21 protein-coding genes are annotated in these 24,086 nt (G+C 73.6%); 15 read left to right on the top strand and 6 right to left on the bottom strand.

Annotation, left to right across the window (positions count from 1 at the left end; all coding sequences use genetic code 11):
- Window positions 1-171 precede the first annotated feature (171 nt).
- From ACLGIH_RS31805 to ACLGIH_RS31760, 10 genes are all read left to right on the top strand, one after another.
- Window positions 172-4,167 carry a HAMP domain-containing protein gene (locus ACLGIH_RS31805; RefSeq protein WP_416528739.1) on the top strand — a complete coding sequence of 1,332 codons (3,996 nt, stop codon included), beginning with the start codon at window positions 172-174 and terminating at the stop codon, window positions 4,165-4,167.
- A 100-nt stretch (window positions 4,168-4,267) separates the two neighbouring features.
- The gene (locus tag ACLGIH_RS31800) at window positions 4,268-6,769 is read left to right on the top strand and encodes a SpoIIE family protein phosphatase (RefSeq protein ID WP_416528738.1); all 2,502 of its coding nucleotides are present in this window, start codon (window positions 4,268-4,270) and stop codon (window positions 6,767-6,769) included.
- A 207-nt stretch (window positions 6,770-6,976) separates the two neighbouring features.
- Window positions 6,977-7,366: an STAS domain-containing protein gene (locus ACLGIH_RS31795; RefSeq protein WP_416528737.1), complete on the top strand. Its 390-nt coding sequence runs from the start codon at window positions 6,977-6,979 to the stop codon at window positions 7,364-7,366.
- Between the two features lie 203 nt (window positions 7,367-7,569).
- Window positions 7,570-8,469, top strand: a complete 900-nt coding sequence (locus tag ACLGIH_RS31790; RefSeq protein WP_416528736.1) for an STAS domain-containing protein — start codon at window positions 7,570-7,572, stop codon at window positions 8,467-8,469.
- Entirely contained in the window at window positions 8,466-8,885 is a 420-nt protein-coding gene (locus ACLGIH_RS31785) for an STAS domain-containing protein (protein ID WP_416528735.1), read from the top strand. Before ACLGIH_RS31790 ends, ACLGIH_RS31785 begins: the two co-directional genes overlap by 4 nt.
- Window positions 8,885-9,325 (top strand): anti-sigma regulatory factor, encoded by a 441-nt coding sequence (locus ACLGIH_RS31780; RefSeq protein ID WP_416528734.1) that lies wholly within the window; start codon window positions 8,885-8,887, stop codon window positions 9,323-9,325. Before ACLGIH_RS31785 ends, ACLGIH_RS31780 begins: the two co-directional genes overlap by 1 nt.
- Window positions 9,325-10,389, top strand: a complete 1,065-nt coding sequence (locus ACLGIH_RS31775; protein ID WP_416528733.1) for a SpoIIE family protein phosphatase — start codon at window positions 9,325-9,327, stop codon at window positions 10,387-10,389. The genes ACLGIH_RS31780 and ACLGIH_RS31775 overlap by 1 nt, the downstream gene beginning before the upstream one ends.
- Entirely contained in the window at window positions 10,386-12,107 is a 1,722-nt protein-coding gene (locus ACLGIH_RS31770; RefSeq protein ID WP_416528732.1) for a PP2C family protein-serine/threonine phosphatase, read from the top strand. The genes ACLGIH_RS31775 and ACLGIH_RS31770 overlap by 4 nt, the downstream gene beginning before the upstream one ends.
- Before the next feature lie 153 nt (window positions 12,108-12,260).
- The gene (locus ACLGIH_RS31765; RefSeq protein WP_416529530.1) at window positions 12,261-13,637 is read left to right on the top strand and encodes an NAD(P)/FAD-dependent oxidoreductase; all 1,377 of its coding nucleotides are present in this window, start codon (window positions 12,261-12,263) and stop codon (window positions 13,635-13,637) included.
- Between the two features lie 78 nt (window positions 13,638-13,715).
- The gene (locus ACLGIH_RS31760; protein ID WP_416528731.1) at window positions 13,716-15,959 is read left to right on the top strand and encodes an FUSC family protein; all 2,244 of its coding nucleotides are present in this window, start codon (window positions 13,716-13,718) and stop codon (window positions 15,957-15,959) included.
- 37 nt (window positions 15,960-15,996) lie between these two features.
- Here ACLGIH_RS31760 and ACLGIH_RS31755 read toward each other — a convergent pair whose 3' ends face one another.
- The 4 genes from ACLGIH_RS31755 to ACLGIH_RS31740 form a co-directional block, all read right to left on the bottom strand.
- On the bottom strand, window positions 15,997-16,428 hold the full coding sequence (locus ACLGIH_RS31755) for a hypothetical protein (RefSeq protein WP_416528730.1): 432 nt from the start codon (window positions 16,426-16,428) through the stop codon (window positions 15,997-15,999).
- 162 nt (window positions 16,429-16,590) lie between these two features.
- Window positions 16,591-16,836 (bottom strand): DUF5133 domain-containing protein, encoded by a 246-nt coding sequence (locus ACLGIH_RS31750; RefSeq protein WP_416528729.1) that lies wholly within the window; start codon window positions 16,834-16,836, stop codon window positions 16,591-16,593.
- A 16-nt stretch (window positions 16,837-16,852) separates the two neighbouring features.
- Window positions 16,853-17,716, bottom strand: a complete 864-nt coding sequence (locus tag ACLGIH_RS31745) for a SigB/SigF/SigG family RNA polymerase sigma factor (RefSeq protein ID WP_416528728.1) — start codon at window positions 17,714-17,716, stop codon at window positions 16,853-16,855.
- A gap of 174 nt (window positions 17,717-17,890) precedes the next feature.
- Entirely contained in the window at window positions 17,891-18,379 is a 489-nt protein-coding gene (locus ACLGIH_RS31740) for an ATP-binding protein (protein ID WP_416528727.1), read from the bottom strand.
- 147 nt (window positions 18,380-18,526) lie between these two features.
- Here ACLGIH_RS31740 and ACLGIH_RS31735 point away from each other — a divergent pair, with 147 nt between their 5' ends.
- Window positions 18,527-18,757 carry a hypothetical protein gene (locus ACLGIH_RS31735; protein ID WP_416528726.1) on the top strand — a complete coding sequence of 77 codons (231 nt, stop codon included), beginning with the start codon at window positions 18,527-18,529 and terminating at the stop codon, window positions 18,755-18,757.
- A 384-nt stretch (window positions 18,758-19,141) separates the two neighbouring features.
- Window positions 19,142-19,594: a cyclic nucleotide-binding domain-containing protein gene (locus tag ACLGIH_RS31730; protein WP_416528725.1), complete on the top strand. Its 453-nt coding sequence runs from the start codon at window positions 19,142-19,144 to the stop codon at window positions 19,592-19,594.
- A gap of 353 nt (window positions 19,595-19,947) precedes the next feature.
- Here the strand turns inward: ACLGIH_RS31730 and ACLGIH_RS31725 are convergent, their stop codons facing one another.
- A complete protein-coding gene (locus tag ACLGIH_RS31725; RefSeq protein WP_416528724.1) occupies window positions 19,948-20,562 on the bottom strand; it encodes a LysE/ArgO family amino acid transporter in 615 nt (204 codons plus the stop codon).
- A gap of 70 nt (window positions 20,563-20,632) precedes the next feature.
- Here ACLGIH_RS31725 and ACLGIH_RS31720 point away from each other — a divergent pair, with 70 nt between their 5' ends.
- From ACLGIH_RS31720 to ACLGIH_RS31710, 3 genes are all read left to right on the top strand, one after another.
- Entirely contained in the window at window positions 20,633-21,544 is a 912-nt protein-coding gene (locus ACLGIH_RS31720; protein ID WP_416529529.1) for a LysR family transcriptional regulator ArgP, read from the top strand.
- A gap of 121 nt (window positions 21,545-21,665) precedes the next feature.
- Window positions 21,666-21,917 (top strand): WhiB family transcriptional regulator, encoded by a 252-nt coding sequence (locus tag ACLGIH_RS31715; protein ID WP_416528723.1) that lies wholly within the window; start codon window positions 21,666-21,668, stop codon window positions 21,915-21,917.
- Window positions 21,914-22,327 carry a DUF488 domain-containing protein gene (locus tag ACLGIH_RS31710; protein ID WP_416528722.1) on the top strand — a complete coding sequence of 138 codons (414 nt, stop codon included), beginning with the start codon at window positions 21,914-21,916 and terminating at the stop codon, window positions 22,325-22,327. The genes ACLGIH_RS31715 and ACLGIH_RS31710 overlap by 4 nt, the downstream gene beginning before the upstream one ends.
- 76 nt (window positions 22,328-22,403) lie before the next feature.
- Here the strand turns inward: ACLGIH_RS31710 and ACLGIH_RS31705 are convergent, their stop codons facing one another.
- Complete coding sequence (locus ACLGIH_RS31705; RefSeq protein ID WP_416528721.1) at window positions 22,404-24,077, bottom strand: FAD-binding dehydrogenase; 1,674 nt, start codon at window positions 24,075-24,077, stop codon at window positions 22,404-22,406.
- Between the last annotated feature and the right edge of the window lie 9 nt (window positions 24,078-24,086).

Below are 24,086 nucleotides of genomic sequence, written 5' to 3'. Positions count from 1 at the left end.
CCCTGCGTTTGTCCCGCCCCCGGGCGTGGGTTAGCCTCTGACGTATTTTTCTGATCGGGCAAATCCGTGAACTGCGGAAATGCACGCACAACAGGCCGGGCCGACCGACGGTCCGGGCGGGTTCCGAGTCCTCGGCCGGGAGGACTCCTGGGGAGCGGAACGAGGGTGCGCATGACCAGCGACAGCACCGGGAGCGTCGATGCGGTCCCGGTACCGGGGGATCAGGAGCTCCGCCGCCTCCTCGCGGGCCTGACGGCCGTGCGGGACGGTGACTTCGGCACCCGTCTGCCCGTCGACACCGACGGCCTGATGGGCGACATCGCCACGGTCTTCAACGGCATGGTGGACCAGTTGTCGGTGTTCACCTCCGAGGTCACCCGCGTCGCCCGCGAGGTCGGCACCGAGGGCCGGCTCGGCGGCCAGGCCAAGGTGCCGGGGGTCTCGGGCACCTGGGCCGATCTGACGGACTCGGTCAACGCCATGGCGGGGAACCTGACCACGCAGGTCCGGGACATCGCCCAGGTGGCCACCGCCGTGGCCAGGGGCGACCTGTCGCAGAAGGTCGACGTCGACGCCCGCGGCGAGATCCTGGAACTGAAGAACACCATCAACACGATGGTCGACCAGCTCTCCGCCTTCGCCGACGAGGTCACCCGCGTCGCCCGCGAGGTCGGCACCGAGGGCCGGCTCGGCGGCCAGGCCGACGTGCAGGGCGTCAAGGGCACCTGGCGCGACCTCACCGATTCGGTGAACTTCATGGCGGGCAATCTCACCGCCCAGGTCCGCAACGTCGCCCAGGTGGCCACCGCCGTGGCGGAGGGCGACCTGTCCCAGAAGATCACCGTGGACGCGCGCGGCGAGATCCTGGAACTGAAGAACACCATCAACACGATGGTCGACCAGCTCTCCGCCTTCGCCGACGAGGTCACCCGCGTCGCCCGCGAGGTCGGCACGGCCGGGAACCTGGGCGGACAGGCCCGGGTGCGGGGCGTGTCCGGCACCTGGAAGGACCTGACCGACAACGTCAACGTGATGGCGTCGAACCTCACCCAGCAGGTCCGCTCGATCGCCCAGGTCGCCACCGCGGTGGCCAAGGGCGATCTGTCCCAGCGGATCACGGTGCAGGCCGAGGGCGAGGTCGCGGCCCTGGCCGAGGGCATCAACACGATGGTGGACACGCTGTCGGCCTTCGCCGACGAGGTCACCCGCGTGGCCCGGGAGGTCGGCACCGAGGGCCGGCTGGGCGGCCAGGCGCACGTCCCGAACGTCGCCGGCACCTGGAAGGACCTCACCGACAACGTCAACTCCATGGCCAACAACCTCACCGGGCAGGTGCGCAACATCGCGCTGGTGACGACGGCGGTGGCCCGCGGTGACCTGTCGCAGAAGATCGACGTCGACGCACGCGGCGAGATCCTGGAGCTCAAGACCACGATCAACACCATGGTCGACCAGCTCTCCGCCTTCGCCGACGAGGTCACCCGCGTGGCCCGGGAGGTCGGCACCGAGGGCCGGCTCGGCGGCCAGGCCGAGGTGGAGGGTGTCTCCGGCACCTGGAAGCGGCTGACGGAGAACGTCAACGAGCTGGCCGGGAACCTCACCCGGCAGGTCCGCGCGATCGCCGAGGTCGCCAGCGCCGTGGCCGAGGGCGATCTGACCCGGTCCGTCAACGTGGAGGCGTCCGGCGAGGTCGCCGAGCTCAAGGACAACATCAACGCGATGGTGGAGTCCCTGCGCGAGACCACCCGGGCCAACCAGGAGCAGGACTGGCTCAAGACCAACCTGGCCCGTATCTCCGGCCTGATGCAGGGCCACCGGGACCTGCCCGTCGTGGCCGAACTGATCATGGACGAGCTGGTGCCGCTGGTCTCGGCCCAGTACGGCGCCTTCTACCTCGCCGAGGACGGCGACGACGGTCCCGAGCTCCGGCTCGTCGGCTCCTACGGCTCGCCCGACGACAGCAGCCGTCCCACCCGCATCCCCTTCGGCCGCACCCTGGTCGGCCAGGCCGCGCGCAGCCGCCGGACCATCACGGTGGACGAGCTGCCGCCCGGCTACGTCACCATCTCCTCGGGTCTCGGGCAGGTCGTGCCGACCGCCCTGATGCTGCTGCCCATCGTGGTCGAGGACCAGGTCCTCGGCGTGATCGAACTGGCGTCGGTCACCCCGTTCACCCAGATCCACCGGGACTTCCTGGCCCAGCTGATGGAGACCATCGGCGTCAACGTCAACACGATCGTGGCCAACGCCCGGACCGACGAACTGCTGGCCGAGTCCCAGCGCCTGACCGCCGAGCTGCAGGCCCGGTCGACGGAGTTGCAGGTGCAGCAGGACGAGCTCCAGCGCTCCAACACCGAGCTGGCGGAGAAGGCCTCCCTGCTCGCGGCGCAGAACCGGGACATCGAGGCGAAGAACCTCCAGATCGAACAGGCCCGGCAGGAGCTGGAGGCCCGGGCCCAGCAGCTGTCGCTGGCCTCGAAGTACAAGTCGGAGTTCCTGGCGAACATGAGCCATGAGCTGCGCACCCCGCTCAACAGCCTGCTCATCCTCGCCCAGCTGCTCGCCCAGAACCCCTCGCGCAACCTCACCCCGAAGCAGGTCGAGTACGCGGGCATCATCCACTCGGCGGGCTCGGACCTGCTCCAGCTCATCAACGACATCCTGGACCTGTCCAAGGTCGAGGCCGGCAAGATGGACGTCGCCCCCGAGCGGGTGACGCTCCGGCAGCTCATCGAGTACGTCGAGGCCACCTTCCGGCCCATGACGACGCAGAAGGGCCTGCAGTTCACGGTCACGACGTCGGCCGGCGCCCCGGCCGACCTGCTCACCGACGACTCCCGGCTCCGCCAGGTGCTGCGCAACCTGCTGTCCAACGCGGTGAAGTTCACCGAGCGCGGCGGCGTGGAGCTGGTCGTCGAGCCCGCAGCGGAGGATGAGATTCCGGACGGCGTGGTGCGCGGCGGCGCCGTGGTGGCCTTCCGGGTGAAGGACACCGGCATCGGCATCCCGGAACAGCAACTGGAGTCGATCTTCGGCGCCTTCCAGCAGGCGGACGGCACGACGAGCCGCAAGTACGGAGGCACCGGACTCGGCCTGTCCATCACCCGGGAGATCGCCCAGCTGCTCGGCGGTGCCGTCACGGTGGACAGCACGCCCGGCCAGGGCAGCACCTTCACGCTGTTCCTGCCCGTCGCCCGCCCCGACTACGGGGAGCTGCTCGGCCGCCGGGCCGCCGAACCCGGCGCAGCCGCCGACGCGCTCGCCCGTCCGGCACCGGCACCCCGGCCCACGGTCGGCAGCCGGCCGCGCCCCCGGCGGCTGCTCGTCGTGGAGGAGCGACCGCGCGGGCTGCTCACCCTCGTCGCGGAGAGCGTCGTCGCGGATCTGACGCACGGCCGGGACGACACCGGCACCCGCCCCACGCTCGACGTGATCACCGCTGTGGGGGCGCAGGAGGCGGCCGGTGCGCTGGCCGCCGACCCCTGCCACTGCGTCGTCCTGGACCTCGGCCTGCCGCAGGCCGAGACGTCCCGCTTCCTCGCGGCCCTGCGCGGCGACTCTGCGCTGGCGAGCGTGCCGGTGCTGGTGCACCGGGGCCACCACGCGGACCCGGCCCTGGAGGAGCGGCTGCGCTCCGACGCGCCGGGCGGGGCGCTGGAGTTCCTGGCCGGCCTCGACGAGCTGCGCGAGCGGATCGCACTGCACCTGTCGGCCGAGGAGCCCGGAGACGTCCTGTCGCTGGTCCGGCCGGAGGAACCGCGGCGCGTGGCGCCACCGCCCGGCGAGGACGCGCCGTCCGGCCGCACCGTCCTCGTCGTCGACGACGACGCGCGCAACCTCTTCGCGCTCAGCGGCATCCTGGAACTGCACGGCTTCCGGGTGCTGCACGCGGAGAACGGCCGCAAGGGCATCGAGACGCTGCTGAACCATCCGGACGTCTCCCTGGTGCTGATGGACGTGATGATGCCGGAGATGGACGGTTACACGGCGACGGCCGAGATCCGCCGGATGCCCCAGTACGCCGAGCTGCCGATCATCGCGGTCACCGCCAAGGCCATGCCCGGCGACCGGGAGAAGTCGCTCGCCGCGGGGGCCAGTGACTACGTCACCAAGCCCGTCGACACCGGCGACCTGATGGCCTGCGTCCGGCGCTGGCTGCCCGCATGAGCACGCCGGCCACCGTCCCGCACCCCGGCGGACCGGGCGGCGCGCGCCGGCTTCCGTCGCGCGCCCCGGCGGCGCCCGCCGGCCGAGGAGCAGTCGCACCGTGAACTCCTTCGACGACCCGCGCAAGCCGTCCGGCGCCGAGCCGGGCGACGTCCCGTCCGAGGCGGGCTCCGCCGACCTCGCGGGCCCGGCCCCCGGTTCGCCCGTGGGCCGGCTGGCGGCCACCGTGGACCGGCTCAGCCGCGAGGTCAGGGCCGCCCAGGCGGAGGCCGAGGGGCGCGCCCTGATCGAACTCGCCAAGGGCATCCTGGTCGAGCGGCTGCGGTGCGGTCCGGCCCAGGCCGCCCGGCAGCTCGCCGAGCTGGCGGAGCAGGCCCAGGTGACGCCGCTGGAGTTCGCCGTCGACGTCATCAACCAGGCCGCCCGGGACCGGATGTCGGAGGTGACGGACGCGTTCCTGGCGGCCACCGCCGCAGCCGACGAAGCCGCCGCCGACACCGGTACCGACGCGGAGACCGGCACGGACGCGGAGACCGGCACCGACGCGGAGACCGGCACCGACGCGACGGCCGAGTCGGCCGCCGTACGGCTGCGGGCCGCGGAGAGCGGTGCGCTGGCCGCGAACGACACCCAGGCGGTCGCCGACGCCCTGCTGGAGCAGGCGCTGCGTCCGCTCGGCGCGGCCTGTGTGGCCATCTGGGCGGCGGGCCCCGACGGGTCGCTGACCCTGGCGGGCAGTGCGGGCTTCTCCCCGGCCGAGGCCGCCCGCTGGCGGTATGTGCCGCCGGACGTGGCGACCGTGGCGCGGCGCGGCCTGACCGAGCGTACGGGGCAGTGGATCACGTCCCTGGCGGACACCGGACTGCCCAGCATCGGCCGGCACCAGCACCCCGACGGCGGGCGGGTCGCCGTGCCCGCGGGCACCGGGGGCCGCATCCACGGGGTCCTGGAGATCGCCTGGCCGGCGCCGCTGGCCCCGCAGCCGCCCCAGGTCGTCCGCCAGGTGGAGGCCCTGGCCGAGCTGTGCGCCCACACGCTGGAGACGTACCCGCAGGTGCCCGGCACCGGCCAGGATCCGAGGGTGGTGCCGGACGCGGCGGAGCTGACGGACCTCGCCGACGGGCTGCACGACCCCGCTCTGGTCCTCGTACCGCACCTGGACGGGGCCGGGAGCCTGGTGGACTTCCGCATCCACCACGTCAACAGCCGCTTCCTGGACCCGGCGGGGCGAGCCCGCGCCGTGGTGAACGGCGCGCTGCTGCTGGAGGCCTATCCGATGGCCGTCGGTCAGAGCGAGCTGTTCCAGCGGGTGGAGCGGGTGTACGCCACCGGGGAGCCGTTCCGGGCCCGGCGGATGAACCTCACCGCGCTGGTCGACCAGGTGCCGCTGTCGGCGATCGCGGACATCAGCATCAGCCGGCACGGCAGCGCCGTGCTGCTGATCTGGCGCATCGAGGACGAGACGGCACGCCTGGCGAGCCTGCTCCAGCACGCCCAGCGCCTCGGCCGTATCGGCGGCTTCGAGGAGAACCTGCTCACCGGGGAGATCACCTGGAACGGGCAGCTGTTCGACCTGTACGGGCGCCCGCGGTCCAGCACCCCCGTGCCGCTGGAGGAACTGCCCGCGCACGCCCATCCCGACGACGCCGTGGCCATCGGGCGGTTCCTGCGCACGCTGCTGCACCACCGGCGGCCGGCGTCGGCGGCGCTCCGGCTGCAACGGCCCGACGGGGTGACCCGGCACATCAGGGTCGTCGCCGAGCCGGTCCTCGACACCGACGACCGCCTGCTCGTCGTCCGGGGGGCGTTCCAGGACATCTCCGCCCAGCACTGGACGGAGGTGGCGCTGGCCGCGACCCGGGACCAGCTGGCGCACACCGAGCAGCAGGCCAGTGAGCGCGCCCGGCTGACGCTGCAGTTGCAGCACGCCATCATGCCGCCGGAGCAGGCCCCGCTGGAGATGCCCGGCGTGAAGGTGGCCGTCCGCTACCGGCCCGCGCAGACGGAGCAGCTGGTGGGCGGCGACTGGTACGACGCCGTGGTGCTGCCGAACCGGCTGGTGCTGCTGTGCGTGGGCGACGTGGCCGGGCACGGCATAGAGGCGGCGACCAGCATGGTGGTGCTGCGCAACGCGCTGCGCGGCCTGGCGGTGACCGGTGCCGGGCCCGGTCAGCTGCTGTCGTGGCTCAACATCGTGGCCCACCATCTGACGGGGGCCGTCACCGCCACGGCGGTGTGCGGGCTGTACGACCCGGTCCGGCGGACCTTGCGCTGGGCCCGGGCCGGTCATCTGCCGCCGGTGCTGGTCCGCGGCGCGGAGGCGGAGCCGCTGCCGCTGGTCAAGGGCATGCTGCTGGGTGCCGTGCCGGAGGCCGCGTACGAGGAGGCCGAGGTGCAGCTGGCGGCCGAGGACACGCTGCTGATGTACACCGACGGCCTGATCGAGCGCCGCGACCGCTCCGTGTCGGAGTCGCTGACCCAGCTGCTGACCACCGTCCGCACCGCGCCGAGCACCCTCGACCAGCAGCTGGACGGGCTCCTCACCTACAGCAGGTCCGACACCGACGACGACACGTGTCTGGTCGGCGTCCGCCTCGGGTGACGGGCCGGGCGCCGTCCGGCAGGCATGGCGCCCGGCTCGCGGGGTAAGCGCGGGGCGCGGTGACACGACGACCGCGGGGAGGGGTGCTGCATCCGATGAGATCTTGATCACCATGTGCGTCCGGTCACCGGCATGCATCGAAGTCATGCACAGGGGTAACCAGCCCTGGCCCTCCGCACCCGCGGTCCCCATTCGTTGGAGGTACACGTGCCCATTGCCCAGAACCCGCTGTCCGTCGAGGTGACGCTCCCCCGCCAGGACGTCGCGTTGCTCAAGGTGGAGGGGTACCTGGACGTCGACACGGCGACCGAGTTCCAGCACCACCTGGCGAACCAGCTCCACCACGGCCGACGGCACTTCCTGCTCGATCTGTCGGCGGTGCCGTTCATGGACTCCTCCGGCATGAACATCATCCTGCGGGTCTACCAGGAGGCCCGTGAGCTGCCGGGCAGCGTGCACATCATCGACCCCACCCCGGCCGTGCGGCGGGTGCTGGACCTGACCGGCGTCAGCATCACGGTGCCGGTCTCGCCGACCGTGGAGGACGCGCTGGCGCTGGTCGACGGGGGGCCGGGACCGGACCGGCAGGAGAGCTGACCCGAACCGCCGTTCGCTTCCTCACACCTGAGTGACACCTGAGTGGCCGCCGTCGCCGGCCTTCGCGCCCTCAACCCGATCGCACCTTGGGGACGCGGTGTCGTGCGAGGTCGACGGGTGGTTACAGTTGTCGCCCGGCAGAGTCACGTCGTCGGCCCGCCCGGGCCGTCCGTGCGACGCAAGGCGGATGAGGAGTGAAGCAGGTGCCGGAGCACACAGCGGAGGGAACCCCCGGATCGCCGACGCGGGAGGTCAGGGACTTCCTGCGCCGCCGCCGTGAGCAGATCGCCCAGCGCTGGGCGGACGAGCCCCTGTTCCGGGCCGTGTTCACCGTGTCGCGGGACGAGGCGGTGGAGGCGGGCAAGGCCGTGGTGGACGCGCTGGCCCAGGTCGCCGACGGGGCCCGGGTCGAGGACCCGGACGCGGCCGGCTTCAGCGGGGTGCGCGAGCAGCTGGCCCGGATGGGGGCGGCCCGCTCCCGGGCGGGTCTGAGCACCGCCCAGGTCTCGAGCGAGCTGGCCGCGCTGCGCCAGCCCGTCGAGAACATGCTGCTGAGCGATCTCGCGGACGTCCCGGCGGAGCGCGTACGGGAGTGCACGACCACGCTGAGCGTCCTGATGGGGACGCTGCGGGTGGTGGTGATGCAGACCGCGCTCAGCGAGGGCGAGGCGCTCATCGCCCGCCAGCGCATGCAGCTGCTGGAGGTGGCCACGCCCGTCATCAAGCTGTGGGACGGCATCGTGGCCGTGCCGCTGATCGGCACACTGGACAGCGCCCGCAGCCAGGTGGTCATGGAGACCCTGCTGGACGCCATCGTCGAGCAGCAGGCCCGCTTCGCCATCCTCGACATCACCGGTGTGCCGACGGTCGACTCCCTGGTGGCCCAGCACCTGATGAAGACGGTCGCGGCGGCGCGGCTGATGGGCGCGGAGTGCATCGTGTCCGGCATCCGTCCCGCGATCGCGCAGACCATCGTCCACCTCGGCCTGGACCTCGGCACGGTGGTCACCCGGGCCGGACTCGCCGACGCGCTGGGGCACGCCCTGCACCGGCTCGGCGCGGGCATCGTGCACCCGGCCTCGAACGGCGCGGAGCCCCGGTGAGCCACGCTTCCCCCGGCCCCGTCCCGGGACACGTACCCGTCCTCCGGCTCGGTGACATCCTCCTGGTCACGCTCCAGGGGGACCTTCACGACAGCACGGCACAGCAGCTTCAGCAGGACCTGTCCGAGACCATCTCGGCCAGCGGAGCCACCGGTGTGATCATCGACGTCTCCGGTGTGGAGATCGTCGACTCCTTCCTGGGCCGGGTGCTGGCCGAGATCGCGGCCCAGTCGGACCTGCTGGCGGCGCGGACCATCATCGTGGGCATGCGGCCCGCGGTCGCCATCACCCTGGTGGAGCTGGGCCTGACGCTGCCGGATCTGCGCACCGCGCTGAGCACCGAGGTGGCCATGGAACTGCTCCGGCAGCCCATCGTGACGGCCCGCTCCGGCGGCCTGCGCCGGGAGCGGCCGTGATGGACACCGCAGCGGGCGTCGAGGCCCGCCTGCCGATCCGTTCGGACATGGATCTGGTGTGGGTGCGTCAGCACGTGCGGCAGGCCGCCGCTCAGCTCGGTTTCGGCCTGGTGGACCAGACCAAGCTGGTCACGGCGGCCAGCGAGCTGGCCCGCAACACCCTGGTGTACGGCGGGGGCGGCACGATGCGGACGGAGCACCTGGTCGAGGGCGGCTCGCACGGGCTGCGGCTGACGTTCACGGACGAGGGCCCCGGCATCCCGGACGTGGAGCAGGCGCTCAGCGACGGCTTCACCTCCGGCGAAGGGCTCGGCATGGGGCTGGGCGGTGCCCGGCGCCTGGTGCACGAGTTCGCGATCGACAGCACTCCGGGCGCCGGCACGACGGTCCGGGTCACTTCCTGGACGGGTCGGCCGCCGCGGCCACGCGAGGAGTCCTGATGCCACGCGTGTGGGACGTGCCGGTGCACGACTCGACACGGGTACGCGACACCCGGGTGGCGGCCGAGCACGCGGCGGCGCTGGCCGAGCTGGACGAACCGCGCACCGCGGCGGCGGCGCTGGTGGCGACCGAACTGGCCACCAATCTGCTCAAGCACGCCGGGGGCGGCCAGATACTCATCGACGTCGTGACGCCGCCCGTCCTCACCGACGCGTGGGACGGGGCCCGGATGGTCCAGATAACGGCGGTGGACCACGGCCCGGGCATCGCCGACGTGCCCGGTGCCCTGCGCGACGGCTTCTCCACGACCCAGTCGCTGGGCGCCGGCCTCGGCACCTGCCGGCGCATCGCCGACGGCTTCGAGGTGCACAGCGCGGCGGGCAGGGGGACGGTCGCGCTGGCCCGGATCGGGCGCACCACCCGCCGTACCCGTACGGCCGCACGACCGCCGGCCGGGGTACGGGCCGGCGGGGTGAACGTCCCGTACGGCGGGGCGGAGTACTCCGGTGACGCCTGGGAGTGGGTCCGCGCGGAGGACCGGCTGACGCTGATGCTGGCCGACGGGCTGGGCCACGGACCGGACGCGGCCGGTGCCTCGACCGCCGCGGCGGAGGCGCTGCGCGGCGCGGCCGGGCTGCCGCCCGCCGAGGTGCTGCGGCGGCTGCACGAGGCGCTGCGCGGCACCCGGGGCGCGGCCGTCGCGGTGGCCCAGGTCGATCTGCGGCTGGGGCGGCTGTCCTTCGCCGGCATCGGCAACATCGGGGCGCGGCTGTGCGAGGGCGGCACCTGGCGCCATCTGGTGTCGCGGCCCGGCATCGTCGGCGTGCACCGCCCGGCGCGGGTGCGGGAGGAGGAGACGGCGTGGGCGGACGACCGGCTGCTGGTCCTGCACAGCGACGGCCTGCCCAGCCGCTGGACGCCGGCGCCCGACACCTGCGAGCCCGCGGTCGACCCGGCCCTGACGGCCGCGGTGACGATACGGGACGCCAGCAGTTCCGCCCGTCCGGTGCGGGACGACACCGCCGTGGCCGTACTCGCTCCGACCCCGCCGGACCACCCATGATGCGCACCTGGCAGATCGCCGACGTCACGGCCGCAGCACGGGCCCGTATCGCCATCGCCCGGCTGGCCGCCGCGTACGGTGTGCCGTCCCTGGAGCGGACCCGGCTCGCCGCGTCGCTCAGCGGCCGGCTGCGCCAGTGCCTGACCAAGGGCGGCACCTGGCGGCTCACCCTGGAGGTGGAGACCGGGACCGCCGAGGGGAACCTGCTGCACGCCCTGATCACACCGTCGCGGGACGCGAGCGCCGCCGGGGAACCGCCGTGGCGGATGACGGTGAGCTGCCGGGAGGTGACCGGGGACGGTGACGCCGACGTGGTGGCGGACGACCGCGCCGCGCTGGCGGAGGCGCTGCTCGGCGCCGACGAGGACACGGCGCTGGTGCTGGAGCAGCTCGCCGAGCAGGAGCGCCTGGTCGCCTTCCACCGGGAGGAGCTGCAGCAGACCAACCAGGGCGTCGTCGCGCTGCACGCCGAGCTGGACGCCGCCGGGCGGGCGCAGCGGGAGGCCTTCGCCGCCGAGCGCAAGGCCCGCAACGAGGCGGAGGCCGCCCGCCGCCGGCTGACGTTCCTGGCGGACGCCAGCGCGGTGCTGACGACGTCGCTGAACCACCACGAGATCGTGCGCCACCTGCCGAACCTGCTGGTGCCGACGTACGCCGCCAGCGTCGACGTCTGGCTGTTCGACCAGGACGACGACAGACAGAGCACCGCCCCGCGCCCGGCGGCCGCGGTGGTCGCGGCCCGCACCGGACGCCCGCAGTACGCCGCAGACCACCCGGGCGGTCTGCCCGGTGTGGACGACCAGCCGCCCTCGGCGCTGGACCCCACCCGGCCCCTGCTGTGCATCCCGCTGCCCACCCGGCAGGCACCGCTGGGCGTGGTGACGCTCTCCCCGCCCGGGGCGCGCTGGGACCCGGACGACGCCGTGATGCTGCTGGAACTGACCCGGCGGGCCAGCATCGCCATCGACAACGCCCGGCGCTACCAGCACAACCGCGACATCGCCGAGACGCTCCAGCGCGCGCTGCTCACCGAGCTGCCCACGCCGGAAAGGCTGGAGCTGGCCGCCCGCTATCTGCCGGCCACCCACGGGCTGAACATCGGCGGCGACTGGTACGACGCCTTCCGCCAGCCCGACGGCGGGGTCATCACCGTGGTCGGCGACGTGACCGGGCACGGGCTGCACGCGGCGGTCATGATGAGCCAGCTGCGCACCGCGCTGCGGGCCTACGCCGTCGACGGCGGCAGCCCCGGCCGGCTGCTGACCCGGCTGCACACGTTCCTGCACCACCTCCAGCCCGATCTGTACGCCACCGCGGTCATCGCCCGCTTCCACCCGGACGAGCCCGAGCTGGCCTGGGCGGCGGCGGGCCATCCGCCGCCGGTGCTGCGCGGTCCCGACGGGCGGGTGCGCGTCCTGGACGACAAGCCCGGCGCGATGCTCGGCATCCCGCTCAAGCAGGAGATCGCCGATCACCGCGTGCCGGTGGCACCCGGTTCGACGCTGGCGCTGTACACGGACGGGCTGGTCGAGCGGCGGGCGCGGGGCATAGACCCGGGCATCGACCGGCTCGCGGCGGCGCTGGGCTCGTTCGCTCCGGCGGAGCTGGAGCTGGACCTGGAGGGGGCGGCGGACGGCATCCTGCACCCGCTGCTGAGCGACTCCGAGCGCGACGACGACGTGTGCCTGCTGCTGTGCCATCTGCGCGAACGCGCCTGACCCCGGCCCGCGCCTTTGCCCGTTCTTCCGCTGTCCGCCGCGCTCGACTGGCGGAACCCGCGGCAGCACGATGGGATCGATGAGGTGCGAAGCACCGGTGACGGGGGCAGGCGCATGGCGTTCGAGGCAGACCGCCTGGAGCCGCAGAAAGGGATGAACACCGTGACACGACCCAGGATTCTGGTGGTCGGCGCAGGTTTCGCCGGCGTCGAGTGCGTCCGCCGTCTGGAGAGGCAGCTCTCCCCCAGCGAGGCCGAGATCACCCTGGTGACGCCGTTCGCCTACCAGCTCTATCTCCCGCTGTTGCCCCAGGTCGCCTCGGGCGTGCTGACACCCCAGTCCATCGCCCTGTCGCTGCGCCGCAGCAAGAAGTACCGGACCCGGATCATTCCGGGCGGTGCCATCGGCGTGGACCTCAAGGCCAAGGTGTGCGTGGTGCGCACCATCACCGACCGGATCGTCAACGAGCCGTACGACTACATCGTGCTGGCGCCCGGCAGCATCACCCGCACCTTCGACATCCCGGGGCTCACCGAGCACGCCTTCGGCATGAAGACGCTGGCCGAGGCCGCCTACATCCGGGACCACGTCATCTCGCAGCTGGACCTGGCCGACGCCAGCCAGGACCCGGCCGAGCGCGCCTCCCGGCTGCAGTTCGTGGTGGTCGGCGGCGGCTACGCGGGCACCGAGACTGCCGCCTGTCTGCAGCGCCTCACGCACGCCGCGGTCAAGCGCTACCCGCGCCTGGACCCGAGCCTGATCAAGTGGCACCTGATCGACATCGCCCCGAAGCTGATGCCCGAGCTGGGCGAGAAGCTCGGGCGCAGCGCGCAGGAGATCCTGCGCCGGCGGGGCATCGAGGTCTCGCTGGGCGTCTCCATCGAGAAGGCCGGGGCGGAGGAGGTCACCTTCACCGACGGCCGGGTGGTCCCCACCCGCACGCTCATCTGGACGGCCGGTGTGGTCGCCAGCCCGCTCATCGCCACGCTCGGCGCGGAGACGGTCAAGGGGCGGCTCGCGGTGACGTCCGAGATGTGCCTGCCGAACCACGACGGGGTCTTCGCGCTGGGCGACTCCGCCGCCGTGCCCGACCTCGCCAAGGGCCAGGAGGGCGCCGTCTGCCCGCCGACCGCGCAGCACGCCATGCGGCAGGGCCGGCACGTCGCGGACAACGTCATCGCCGCCCTGCGGGGTCAGCCGATGCGGCCGTACGTCCACAAGGACCTGGGACTGGTGGTCGACCTCGGCGGCACCGACGCCGTGTCCAAGCCGCTCGGTGTGGAGCTGCGGGGCCTGCCCGCCCAGGCCGTGGCCCGCGGTTACCACTGGTCCGCGCTGCGCACCGGCGTCGCCAAGACCCGGGTGATGACCAACTGGCTGCTCAACGCGGTCGCCGGCGACGACTTCGTGCGTACCGGTTTCCAGGCCCGCAAGCCCGCCAAGCTGAAGGACTTCGAGTACACGGACGCCTATCTGACACCGGAGCAGGTGCGGGCGCACGTGGAGGGGTCGGGCCGGCCGGCCCGGTGACCCGGCCTCGGAGGTCCGCCCGCGGCATGACATGCTGAGAAGTGGATCTCTGCGGCGGACGGAAGTGAGCACGGCGGCGTGAGGACAGCGGGACGGTCGGGTCGGACACGGCTGCGGGACCGCGTCGCCGCGTCCGACCCGGGCCTGTTGCGGCTGATCGCCGCGCTGCGGACGGTGGGCGCCATCGCGCTGGCACTGGCCGTGCTGGCCCCGTTCGGGGCCGACGTCACCCATCTGGTGGGTGGCGCGATGGCGGCGATGGCCGCCACCTTCGCCATCCGGGAGAAGCAGCGCGGTGCGCAGGCCGTCACGCTGGCCCTCGGCCTGCCGGTGGCGCTGGCCTCGGTGACGCTGGGCGCGCTGCTGTCCTCCCGGGTCGTCGCCGGGGACCTGTTCTTCGTCGGGCTGATCTTCTGCGCCGTCTACGGCCGCCGCTTCGGCGACCGGGGGCACGCGCTGGGGCTGATCGCCTTCCAGGTCTACTTCGTGTCCCTGTTCGTCGGTGCCTCCGTCTCGGCGCTGCCGGGGCTGTGCGCGGCCGTCGCCGTCGCCTTCGGATGCAGTGCCCTGGTGCGTTTCGCGATCGTCCCGGCGACGCCCGCGGGCATTCTGCTGCGGCTGCGGCAGGCCTTCCGCGCGCGGCTGGCGCAGCTGGTCCAGACACAGCTCGATCTGCTGGACGCCGGCCCGGACGACATCGACAAGGTCCTCAAGGACGTACGCGACGGCACCGCGCGGCTGCACGAGACGGCGCTGATGATCCAGTCCCGGCTGGAGGAGGGCACTCCCGACCAGCCCACGGCGCGGCTGGTGCAGCGCCGCATCGCGGACGCCGAGATCGCCGCCGAGCGGCTGGGCCTGCTGCTGCTGACCGCGCGCAGCGCCGAGCGGGCCGACACCCTGACGCTGCACCTGCCCGGCGCCCCGGCCCCGTCGGTGGTCCGGCTGCCGGGGCCGGACGAGGCGACCGCCCTGCTGCGCCGGGACCTCGGTGCGCTGCGGGTGCTGGTGCTGGCCACGCCCGACCGGGCGCGCGGCACCGCGCTGTCCCAGCTGCGCAACCGGCTGCTCGGCTACCGCGACGAGGAGAACCTGCCGCCGGCCTCGCCGGCCGTGCAGGACGTCTTCCGGGGCCTCGGCGAGGCCGCCCGGGCCGTCATGGGGCTGCGGATCGCCCTGGACGGCCCGCAGGACGAGTCGGACGACTCCCCCGCGACCGCCCGCTCGCGCGAGGAACTGGACGCCGAGGACGCCTCGATCGACGCCGGTGAGGAGAGCGAGCCCGAGGGGGAGACCGGGCTGCGCCGGCCCACCACGCGGGCCGCGGTGCAGGTCACGGTCGGCTCGGCGCTCGCCATCGCCGGCGGCGAGCTGTTGTCCGCCCAGCGCTGGTACTGGGCCGTGCTCGCCTGTTGGATCGTCTTCCTGAACACGGCCTCCACCGGCGAGATCCTCGTCAAGGGCTACCGCCGGGTGCTGGGCACGCTGTTCGGGGTGGTGGCCGGGATAGCGCTGGCGGGCCTGGTCGGGAACCACACCTGGGTCGCGTTCGCGCTGGTGCTGCTGCTGATCTTCGCGATGTTCTACACGGCACCGATGTCGTACACCCTGATGTCGTTCTTCGTCACCGCGATGCTGGGGCTGCTGTACACCCTGCTGCACACCTACAGCATGTCGGTGCTGCTGCTGCGGGTGGAGGAGACGGCGCTCGGTGCGGCCTGCGGGGTCCTGGCGGCGGCACTGGTGCTGCCGGTGCGCACCGACCGCCGGACCGACGAGCTGCTCGGCACGGTGCTGGAGCGCCTCACGGACGTCACCGAGGGTGCCGTGGACCAGCTCAGCGGCGGCGCGGCGGCCGACCTGCTGGACCGGGCCCGGGACCTGGACCAGGCGCTCGGCGATCTGCGGGCCGCCACCCAGCCGCTCACCCATCCGATCACGCCGCTGCGGGCCCGGCGGGACACCGCCCGGTACGTGGTCGCGCTCCTGGAGACCTGCGCCTACCACGCGCGGTCGCTGGCGGCGACGGCCGAGTTGCTGCCCACCCACCCGTCGATCGCGGCCGACCCGCGGCTGCGGGGCGCGGTGCGGCGCACCGTGCGCAACATCGAGGCGATCGCCGCCCGGGTCGAGGACGAACGGGCCGGTACGCAGGTGGAGACGGGGCCGAGCATCGCCTCCCTGCTGAAGCCGGACGCGGCCGGCTCCCCGCGCTACGGCAGGATCACCGGCCGGGTGCTGCGGCACCTGGAGCGCCTGGACGAGGCGGTCGTCGGTCTCGCCAAGCCGCTGGGCATGCCCGTCACGGCACCGAAGCGGTGACGGGCGGCGGGCGTGGGCCCGCGGTGCGGGCGGCCGGTCAGAAGTCGGTGGGCAGCCCGCTCACCTCGGCGATGCCGCGCAGCTCCTCGTTCTGCCGGTGCCGTTCCTTGAGGTAGTCGGCGATCTCGCCGAGCCGGTCCGGGTCGGAGGCGGTGGCCGCGTCGGTGACCACTCTGACCGGGCCGGTCTCGTCCGTACTGATCTCGACGACCTCGTTGTCCAGCCGTCCGGTCACGGCCGTGGCGATCACGAGGGCGGCCTCGTCACGGATCTCCTGGGGCAGCGCCTCGGCCTCCCCGCCGTCCAGGGAGAAGTCGATGGTGGGCAACTCGTCCTCGTCGATCGCCCGCAGCACGGGTTCCACGACCTTGAGCAGCAGCCGGTAGTCCTCGTTGTCCATCCGCACGCGCAGGAGGTCGAGGTAGACGTCCACGGGACGGCCGTCCGGCGGGATCTCGTGTTCGTTCATCCTGGCCGTGTTCCCCGTCCGGCACGGATCAGACCCCTCGCGGTCGGTGCATGACACACGCGGTTCTCGCGGGTGTGTGCGGGCGGCTGCCCGGCCCCGGACAGACGTCGGTCCGGACACCGGTCCTCCTGGTGTCCGGACCGCGTCGGCGGCCGGTGCCCGTCAGTCCGACACGCCGGCGGGCGTACGCGCGGCGGCGGGCGTGGCCGCCGGGGCCGCCGCGAGCCAGCGGTGGGCTGCCTCCAGGGCCAGCCGTACGTCGCGGGTGCCCGTCGACACGCACAGCGTGTACGCCAGGTCCCGGGCCCGCGGGCTCGGTGGGGCCGAGCCGGTGGCGGGCTCGGCGGCCACGACCTCCTCGTACTCGTCCACGAGCCGGCGCAGCACGGTGGGGTGGGGCCTCAGCATGTGATCCGCTCCTCCTTCAGGCCGTCGCCTGCCGGCCGCCCGTCCGCTGCCCCATCGCCTCGTCGCGCACCCGGGCGCAGCTGCGGTTGATGAGGCGGGAGACGTGCATCTGGGAGATGCCCAGCCGGTCAGCGATGCGGCTTTGGGTCATGTCTTCGAAGAAACGCATGTAGAGGATGGCCCGTTCGCGCTCGGGCAGCCGGCGCAGGCCCTCCTTGGCGGACTCGCGGTCGACCACGACGTCGTACGAGGTGTCCGAGGCGCCGAGGGTGTCGGCGAGGCTGTAGCCGTCGTCGCCGGCCGACAGCTCGGCGTCCAGCGACAGGGTGCTGAAGCTCTCCAGGGCCTCCATCCCGGCGCTGACCTCCTCCTCCGTCAGCCCGGTGTGGGCGGCGATGTCGGCCACGGAGGGTTCCGGGCTGCCCGGGTTCTGGGTGAGTTCGCGGCGCGCCAGGCGCACCTTGTTGCGCAGTTCCTGGACCCGGCGGGGCACCCGCAGGGCCCACATCCGGTCCCGGAAGTGCCGCTTGACCTCACCGGTGATGGTGGGCACGGCGTAACTCTCGAAGGCGCCTCGCTCCGGGTCGAACCGGTCGATGGCCTTCACCAGTCCCAGGGCGGCGACCTGGCGCAGGTCCTCGATGGACTCTCCGCGGTCGCGGAACCGTCCGGCGATGCGGTGGGCCATGGGCAGCCAGGCCGTGACGAGTTCGTCGCGGACGGCGTCGCGTTCGGGACCGTCCTCCAGGGAGGCCAGCCGGGCGAACAGGGCCGCCGTGTCGGGGGCGTCGTCGTGCCGCCGGCGGGCGGGCTCGGTGGAGGTGTCCGGGGTGGTGGTGTCAGGTGCGGCGGGATGGCTGGTGGGCGTGTCGATGAGCATGCGGAATCGCTCCTGAACGGTGGTCTCAGGGACTTACCGCGGGAACGTGGCCGGTCCGGATCGCCTGGAGGGGCCCGGGCAGCCATAGCGCTCCCGCTGCTGCGCCTCCGGTCCGAAGCACGAAACTGCGACTGCCCCTCACTTGGGGGAGCAAACTCCGCTTGTCCCAAACTCTCAGGAAAGCGGTACAACCACCGTGATGCGCTTGCCGCCGGTCGGCAAGTCGGAGACGCACACATCGCGTGCCAGCCGGCACACGATCGGCCAGCCACGGCCGCCCAGCCGCCGGTGTCCCCGCTCGTCGACCGGCGGCGCGGTCACCGGCAGCGCGTCGCTGCGGTCGCTCACCGAGAGGCGGACCCCGGGTCCGACGACGTCGACGCGGAAGTCCGTGACACCGCCGCCGTGCAGGATCGCGTTGGTGGTCAGCTCGGAGGCGACGAGCACGGCGTCCGAGAGGGCGTGGGCGTCGCAGGGCGCCTGCCCTGGGTGCCGGTGCTCGGCGACCGCGCGCTCCACGGCCCGGCGGGCCTCGGCGGGCCGGCACGGGCCCGTGGGCCGGGCCCGGTCACCGGCCCGGTCGACGAGCCGGTCGACGGACCAGTCGACGGCCCGGTCACCGGCCCGGTCGACGGTGGGTTGGGTCGGGTGCCTCTGGCGCATCCGTCAGCTCCCTGGTTCGGTGGGGATCGAGGGTGGAAAGCGCTGCGCTGTGTGCTTTTCGGCTGACCCCTCCGGATACCTCCAAACATCCACACCTCCCTTCGGCCCAACGGCCATTCCGGCGCCGTACGGGGGTACGCGGGTGGCATGACCGAAGTTGTGGACTCCGACGAACTGCTGCGGCGGATGCAGCGGGCCAGGGCCTGTGCGGTGCGGGAGGAGCGGGCGTGGCGGGCACGCCGGGACGAGTTGCGGCCGACGGACCCGGAGGCATCCCGGGAGGCCGAGGTGCGGACGCTGGCCTACGAGACCGTGCTCCGGGTGCTGGACGAGGTCCTGACCCCGGGCCGGCGGACGGACGGCGCCCGGCCGGGCTGACCGGCGGTCCCGGCGGCGCGGCCGGGTGTCCGGGTGTCCGGGAGGTGAGACGGGTCACGCCACCCCGTTCCGGTTTCACGGAACCGCGGAAAATGGTTTAGCGTTCACGCATACGTGGTGACGGAGTCGACCGCCGCAGTCCTCCGCGCCACCGCTTACGGCCCTGGCTGGCTTCCCCCGTCCAGCCAGGGCTTTTTCATGCCCGGCCACGGCTACGGGCGGGAGCGATGCGGCGCGTGGGGCCACCGGGCCGCCGCGTCCTCGGCTCCGGCACGGAATCTCCGCGGGATCCGCCGTCCGCCGAGGTGCCCGGCGCGGCCGCAGCCGATGAAATGGGCGTAGGGAAAGCACCGGAACCGGATCGTCGGCGAGAGGCTCCGTGTCATGACCAAAGCGATCAAGCTGCTGACCGCCCTTCCCCCGCCCCAGCGTCAGCGCCTGATGACGCTCGCCCGGGAGGTGGCGTTTCCGGAGGACGCCCAGATCTTCGAGGCGGGCGAGCGGGCCGACCGGTTCTGGGTGATCCGCTCCGGCGCGGTCTCCCTCACCCAGCGGGTGTCGTCCCTGCAACGGGTGACGGTGGCCAGTCTGGGGGCGGGCGACCTGCTCGGCTGGTCCTGGCTGTTCCCGCCGCACGAGTGGGACTTCGGCGCCGAGGCGTTCAGCCCGGTGCGCGCCTACGAGTTCGAGGCGGCGCCCGTGCTCGCCCTGTGCGAGGAGGATCCGTCGCTGGGGCTGGTGCTGGTGCGCTCGGTCGCCGAGATCCTCGCCCACCGGCTGGAGACGACCCGGGGCAAGCTCATGGAGTACGCGGCACACCGGCGCGCCATACCGTGAGCCGGGGCCGTGAGCCGTGAGCCGTCGATCGCGGTAGCGCCGCGGGGCCGGCACCGCGCAGGCCAGGCCCGGCATCGCCACGCCGGCCGGCAGGCCGCCGCCGGTCACGGCGGTACGGGCGCCGACGTCCTGCCCAGCCGTGCCGTGCAGGACGTCGACGAGGCGCGGGCCGCCCGCGACGGCGACGATGGACGCGCCCTTCATCCGACCGCGCGTCTCGTCCGTGCCGGCGGCGGCAGGACCGCCCCGTGGACGACCGGCGGACAGCAGCCCGCGGGCGAGGCCCTCGCCAAAGTGGGCGCAGGTCTCGGGAGGCACCGTCGCAGGACGCGGGCACCGCTCGGGGGCCGGGCTCAGGCGCCGGCGATCAGCGTGGCGCCCAGGACGATCATGGTGGCGGCGACCAGCCCGTCCAGGACCCGCCACGCGGCCGGCCGGGAGAGGAACCGCCCGAGGAAGCGGGCACCGAAGCCGAGCGCGGCGAACCAGCAGAGGCTGGCCGCGGCGGCGCCCAGGCCGAAGGTCCAGCGCAGGTCGCCGCGGTCGGCGGCCACGGAGCCGAGCAGGAACACGGTGTCGAGGTAGACGTGCGGGTTGAGCCAGGTCAGCGCCAGACAGGTGAGTACCGCCCGCCGCCGGGACCCCGCGGCGTCGCCGTCCGCGGTGAGGGCGGCGCCCGGACGGAACACCCGGCGGGCGGCCAGCGCGCCGTAGCAGAGCAGGAAGGCGCCGCCGGTCCAGCCGACCACGGTCAGCGCGTCCGGCCAGGCCACCACCACCGCGCCGACCCCGCCGACGCCGAGGGCGATGAGGGCGGCGTCGGACAGGGCACAGATCCCGACCACCGCGAGGACGGCGTCGCGGCGCAGCCCCTGGCGCAGGACGAAGGCGTTCTGGGCACCGATGGCGACGATGAGCGAGAGGCCGGTGCCGAACCCGGCGGCCGCGGCGGTCAGGGAGCTGGTCATGGCCTCGACGCTAAGCGGAAGGATCTCCGCGGGTACAGCTAAAGATTCTTACGTATCCTTAGCTCTCGTGATGACGACGGCGATGGCGGACCTCCCGCTGGACCAGGTGCGCACGCTGCTGGCGGTGGTGGACGAGGGCACGTTCGACGCGGCCGCCGCGGCGCTGCATGTGACGCCCTCGGCGGTCAGCCAGCGGGTGAAGGCCCTGGAGCAGCGCACGGGCCGGGTGCTGCTGCTGCGTACCAAGCCGGTGCGGCCGACGGAGTCGGGCGCGGTGCTGGTGCGGCTGGCCCGGCAGGTGGCCCGCCTGGAGCGGGACGCGCAGGCCGAACTGGGGCTGAGCGGCGGGGCCGGCGAGCCCACCCGGATCTCGGTGGCGGTGAACGCGGACTCGCTGGCGATCTGGTTCCTGGACGCCCTCACGCGCGTGCCGCAGGAGCCGCGGCTCTGCTTCGAGCTGCGCCGCGAGGACGAGGACCACACGGCGGCCCTGCTGCGGGAGGGCACGGTGATGGCCGCGGTGACCTCGTCGCCGGACGCCGTGCCGGGCTGCTCGGTGCGGGCGCTGGGACGGATGCGGTACCTCCCGGTGGCCAGCCCCGGCTCCGCCGCCCGGTGGCCGGCCGGGCCGCTGCGGGAGGTGCTGGCCGAGGCGCCGGTGGTGGTCTTCGACCGGCGGGACGACTTCCAGGACGGCTTCGTCCGCCGGCTCGGCGGGGGGCAGGGGGCGGCGAGTCCGGCCCGGCACCACGTGCCCACGTCGGAGGGGTTCGTCGAGGCCGTCGCGGCCGGCCTGGGCTGGGGCATGGTGCCCGAACCGCAGGCCCTCCCGCTGCTGCGCGCCGGACGGCTCGTCGACCTGGCCCCGGACCGGCCGGTCGACGTGCCGCTGTACTGGCAGCAGTGGCGGCTCGACTCCCCGGCGCTGGCGGCGGTGGCCGAGGCGGTGGTGACGACCGCGGCCCGGGCGCTGCGCCGCTGAGACGGCACCGGCTCCGGATTCCCAGGCCGTCCTTCGGTTTCACCCCGGCATCGACAGGTGACCCGCAACCGAGGAAGCCATACCCGAGGGCGCGACACGACTTCGATCGCAGGTGACGTTGATGGACAACTGGCGACAGCACGCCGCATGCAGCTCCGAGGACCCCGACCTCTTCTTCCCGATCGGCACCTCCGGTCCGGCCCTGTTCCAGACCGAGCAGGCCAAGGCGGTCTGCCGCCGCTGCCCGGTGCGGGAGCCGTGTCTGCGGTGGGCCCTCGACACCGGCCAGTCCCTCGGCGTCTGGGGCGGGACCGACGAGATGGAGCGCCGTGCGCTGAAGCGGCGCCTGGCCTCGCGCCGGCGGTCCGGGTGACCGGGCGCGGATCCTCCGCCGGGCACAGACCCCGCACCGGGGACAGGTCCTCCGCCGGGGTCGTCCGGGTCCGCCGGATCTACGACCCGCCCGAGCCGGACGACGGCGTGCGGGTCCTGGTGGACCGGCTGTGGCCGCGCGGCATGGCGAAGGACGCGGCGGACGTGGACGAGTGGCCCAAGGCGCTCACCCCGTCGACCGAGCTGCGCCGTTGGTACCACGCGGGCGAGGGCTCCTACGAGGAGTTCGCCGAGCGCTACGAGGCCGAACTGGGCGAGGCCGAGGCGGCCGAGGCGCTCGACGGGGTGCGAGAGCTGGTGCGCGAGGGCCCGGTCACCCTGCTGACCGCGGCCAAGTCCCCCGACGCCGGCCACGCGGCCGTGCTGGCCCGCCTCCTCGACCGGCCGTGAGGCGACGGGCCGGCAGGCACGTGCGGCCCGTCCGCCGCGCACGATCCGCCCGCCGCGCTCACCCGGTCCGCCACGCTCACCCGGCCTGACGCGCCGCGGCCCGGCCGGCCGCCCGTCCGGAGAAGAGGCAGCCGCCGAGGAAGGTGCCCTCCAGGGCGTTGTAGCCGTGCACCCCGCCGCCGCCGAAGCCGGCGACCTCCCCGGCGGCGTACAGCCCCTCGACCGGCTCGCCGTCGGCGCCCAGAGCGCGGGAGTCCAGGTCGGTCTGGATGCCGCCGAGGGTCTTGCGGGTGAGGACGTGCAGCTTGACGCCGATCAGGGGGCCCGCGGCGGGGTCGAGGATGCGGTGCGGGGCCGCGACCCGGCCGAGCCGGTCGCCGATGTAGCGGCGGGCGTTGCGAATGCCCTGGACCTGCGCGTCCTTGGCATAGGCGTTGGCCAGCTGCGTGTCGCGCGCCTCGATCTGGCGGCGGATCAGGGCGGCGTCCAGGAGCGGCTCGTCGGTCAGCGCGTTCATCCTGTCGACGAGCCGCTCCAGGTCGGGCGCGGTCACGAAGTCGGCGCCCCGGCGCAGGAACGCGTCGACCGGGCCGGGCGCGCCCTTGCCCAGGACGCGTTCGCGCAGGAAGGCCCCGCGGTCCTTGGCGGTGATGTCGGGGTTCTGCTCCGAGCCCGACAGCGCGAACTCCTTCTCGATGATCCGCCGGGTCAGGATGAACCACGAGTGGTCGTGGTCGACGAGACCGTCGCCGGTGCGCAGGTGCTTCAGGGTGCTGAGGGTGTCGTAGCCGGGCAGGCAGGGCTCGGGAAGACGGCGGCCGAGGGCGTCGAACCACATCGAGGACGGTCCGGGCAGGATGCGGATGCCGTGGCCGGGCCAGATCGGGTCCCAGTTGCGGACACCCTCGGTGTAGTGCCACATCCGGTCGCGGTTGACCAGGCGTACGCCGGCCGCCGCGCTGATGTCGAGCATCCGCCCGTCGACGTACGCGGGGACGCCGGTGACCATCTCGCGCGGCGGGGTGCCGAGGCGTCCGGGCCAGTGGCGGCGGACGATGTCGTGGTCGGCGCCGATGCCGCCGGAGGTGACGATCACGGCCTGGGCGGTCAGTTCGAACTCGCCGGTCGCATCGCGGTTGGAGGCGACACCGCGGGGCGAGGTGTCCTCCGCGAGGACGGTGCCGCGCACGCCGCGGGCGGTGCCCTGGTCGACGACCAGCTCGTCGACCCGGTGACGGTGGTGGAAGGTGAGCAGCCCGTCGCGCGCGGCCTGCTCGGCGTAGCGCACGAACGGCTCCACGACGCCGGTGCCGGTGCCCCAGGCGATGTGGAAGCGGGGCACGGAGTTGCCGTGTCCGTGCGCGGTGAGGTCGCCGCGCTCGGCCCAGCCGACGGTGGGCAGCAGCTTGATGCCGTGCCCGTCCAGCCAGGACCGCTTCTCCCCCGCCGCGAACTCGACGTACGCCCGTGCCCAGCGCACCGCCCAGGAGTCCTCGTCCTCGGTCCGGTCGAACCGCGCACTGCCCTGCCAGTCGTTCCAGGCCAGGTCGAAGGAGTCCTTGACGCCCAGGCGGCGCTGCTCCGGTGAGTCGACGAGGAACAGCCCGCCGAAGGACCAGAACGCCTGGCCGCCGAGGTTGGCGGCGTTCTCCTGGTCGACGAGCGCGACCCTGCGGCCCCGGCTGGTCAGCTCGTGCGCCGCGACCAGGCCCGCGAGGCCCGCTCCGACGACGATGACGTCGGCATCCATGGCGACCGT

The sequence above is a fragment of the Streptomyces hamibioticus genome (assembly GCF_047946815.1).
Classification (GTDB): domain Bacteria; phylum Actinomycetota; class Actinomycetes; order Streptomycetales; family Streptomycetaceae; genus Streptomyces.
This window is presented reverse-complemented; position numbering and strand designations above follow the sequence as displayed.

Excerpts from the sequence above, each read along its gene's own strand:
- ACLGIH_RS31770 (WP_416528732.1), top strand. The coding sequence starts at position 10,386 with ATGATGCGCACCTGGCAGATCGCCGACGTCACGGCCGCAGCACGGGCC.
- ACLGIH_RS31735 (WP_416528726.1), top strand. The coding sequence starts at position 18,527 with ATGACCGAAGTTGTGGACTCCGACGAACTGCTGCGGCGGATGCAGCGG.
- ACLGIH_RS31780 (WP_416528734.1), top strand. The coding sequence starts at position 8,885 with ATGGACACCGCAGCGGGCGTCGAGGCCCGCCTGCCGATCCGTTCGGAC.
- ACLGIH_RS31745 (WP_416528728.1), bottom strand. The coding sequence starts at position 17,716 with ATGCTCATCGACACGCCCACCAGCCATCCCGCCGCACCTGACACCACC.
- ACLGIH_RS31775 (WP_416528733.1), top strand. The coding sequence starts at position 9,325 with ATGCCACGCGTGTGGGACGTGCCGGTGCACGACTCGACACGGGTACGC.
- ACLGIH_RS31715 (WP_416528723.1), top strand. The coding sequence starts at position 21,666 with ATGGACAACTGGCGACAGCACGCCGCATGCAGCTCCGAGGACCCCGAC.
- ACLGIH_RS31730 (WP_416528725.1), top strand. The coding sequence starts at position 19,142 with ATGACCAAAGCGATCAAGCTGCTGACCGCCCTTCCCCCGCCCCAGCGT.
- ACLGIH_RS31725 (WP_416528724.1), bottom strand. The coding sequence starts at position 20,562 with ATGACCAGCTCCCTGACCGCCGCGGCCGCCGGGTTCGGCACCGGCCTC.
- ACLGIH_RS31740 (WP_416528727.1), bottom strand. The coding sequence starts at position 18,379 with ATGCGCCAGAGGCACCCGACCCAACCCACCGTCGACCGGGCCGGTGAC.
- ACLGIH_RS31755 (WP_416528730.1), bottom strand. The coding sequence starts at position 16,428 with ATGAACGAACACGAGATCCCGCCGGACGGCCGTCCCGTGGACGTCTAC.
- ACLGIH_RS31765 (WP_416529530.1), top strand. The coding sequence starts at position 12,261 with ATGAACACCGTGACACGACCCAGGATTCTGGTGGTCGGCGCAGGTTTC.
- ACLGIH_RS31705 (WP_416528721.1), bottom strand. The coding sequence starts at position 24,077 with ATGGATGCCGACGTCATCGTCGTCGGAGCGGGCCTCGCGGGCCTGGTC.
- ACLGIH_RS31805 (WP_416528739.1), top strand. The coding sequence starts at position 172 with ATGACCAGCGACAGCACCGGGAGCGTCGATGCGGTCCCGGTACCGGGG.
- ACLGIH_RS31750 (WP_416528729.1), bottom strand. The coding sequence starts at position 16,836 with ATGCTGAGGCCCCACCCCACCGTGCTGCGCCGGCTCGTGGACGAGTAC.
- ACLGIH_RS31720 (WP_416529529.1), top strand. The coding sequence starts at position 20,633 with ATGACGACGGCGATGGCGGACCTCCCGCTGGACCAGGTGCGCACGCTG.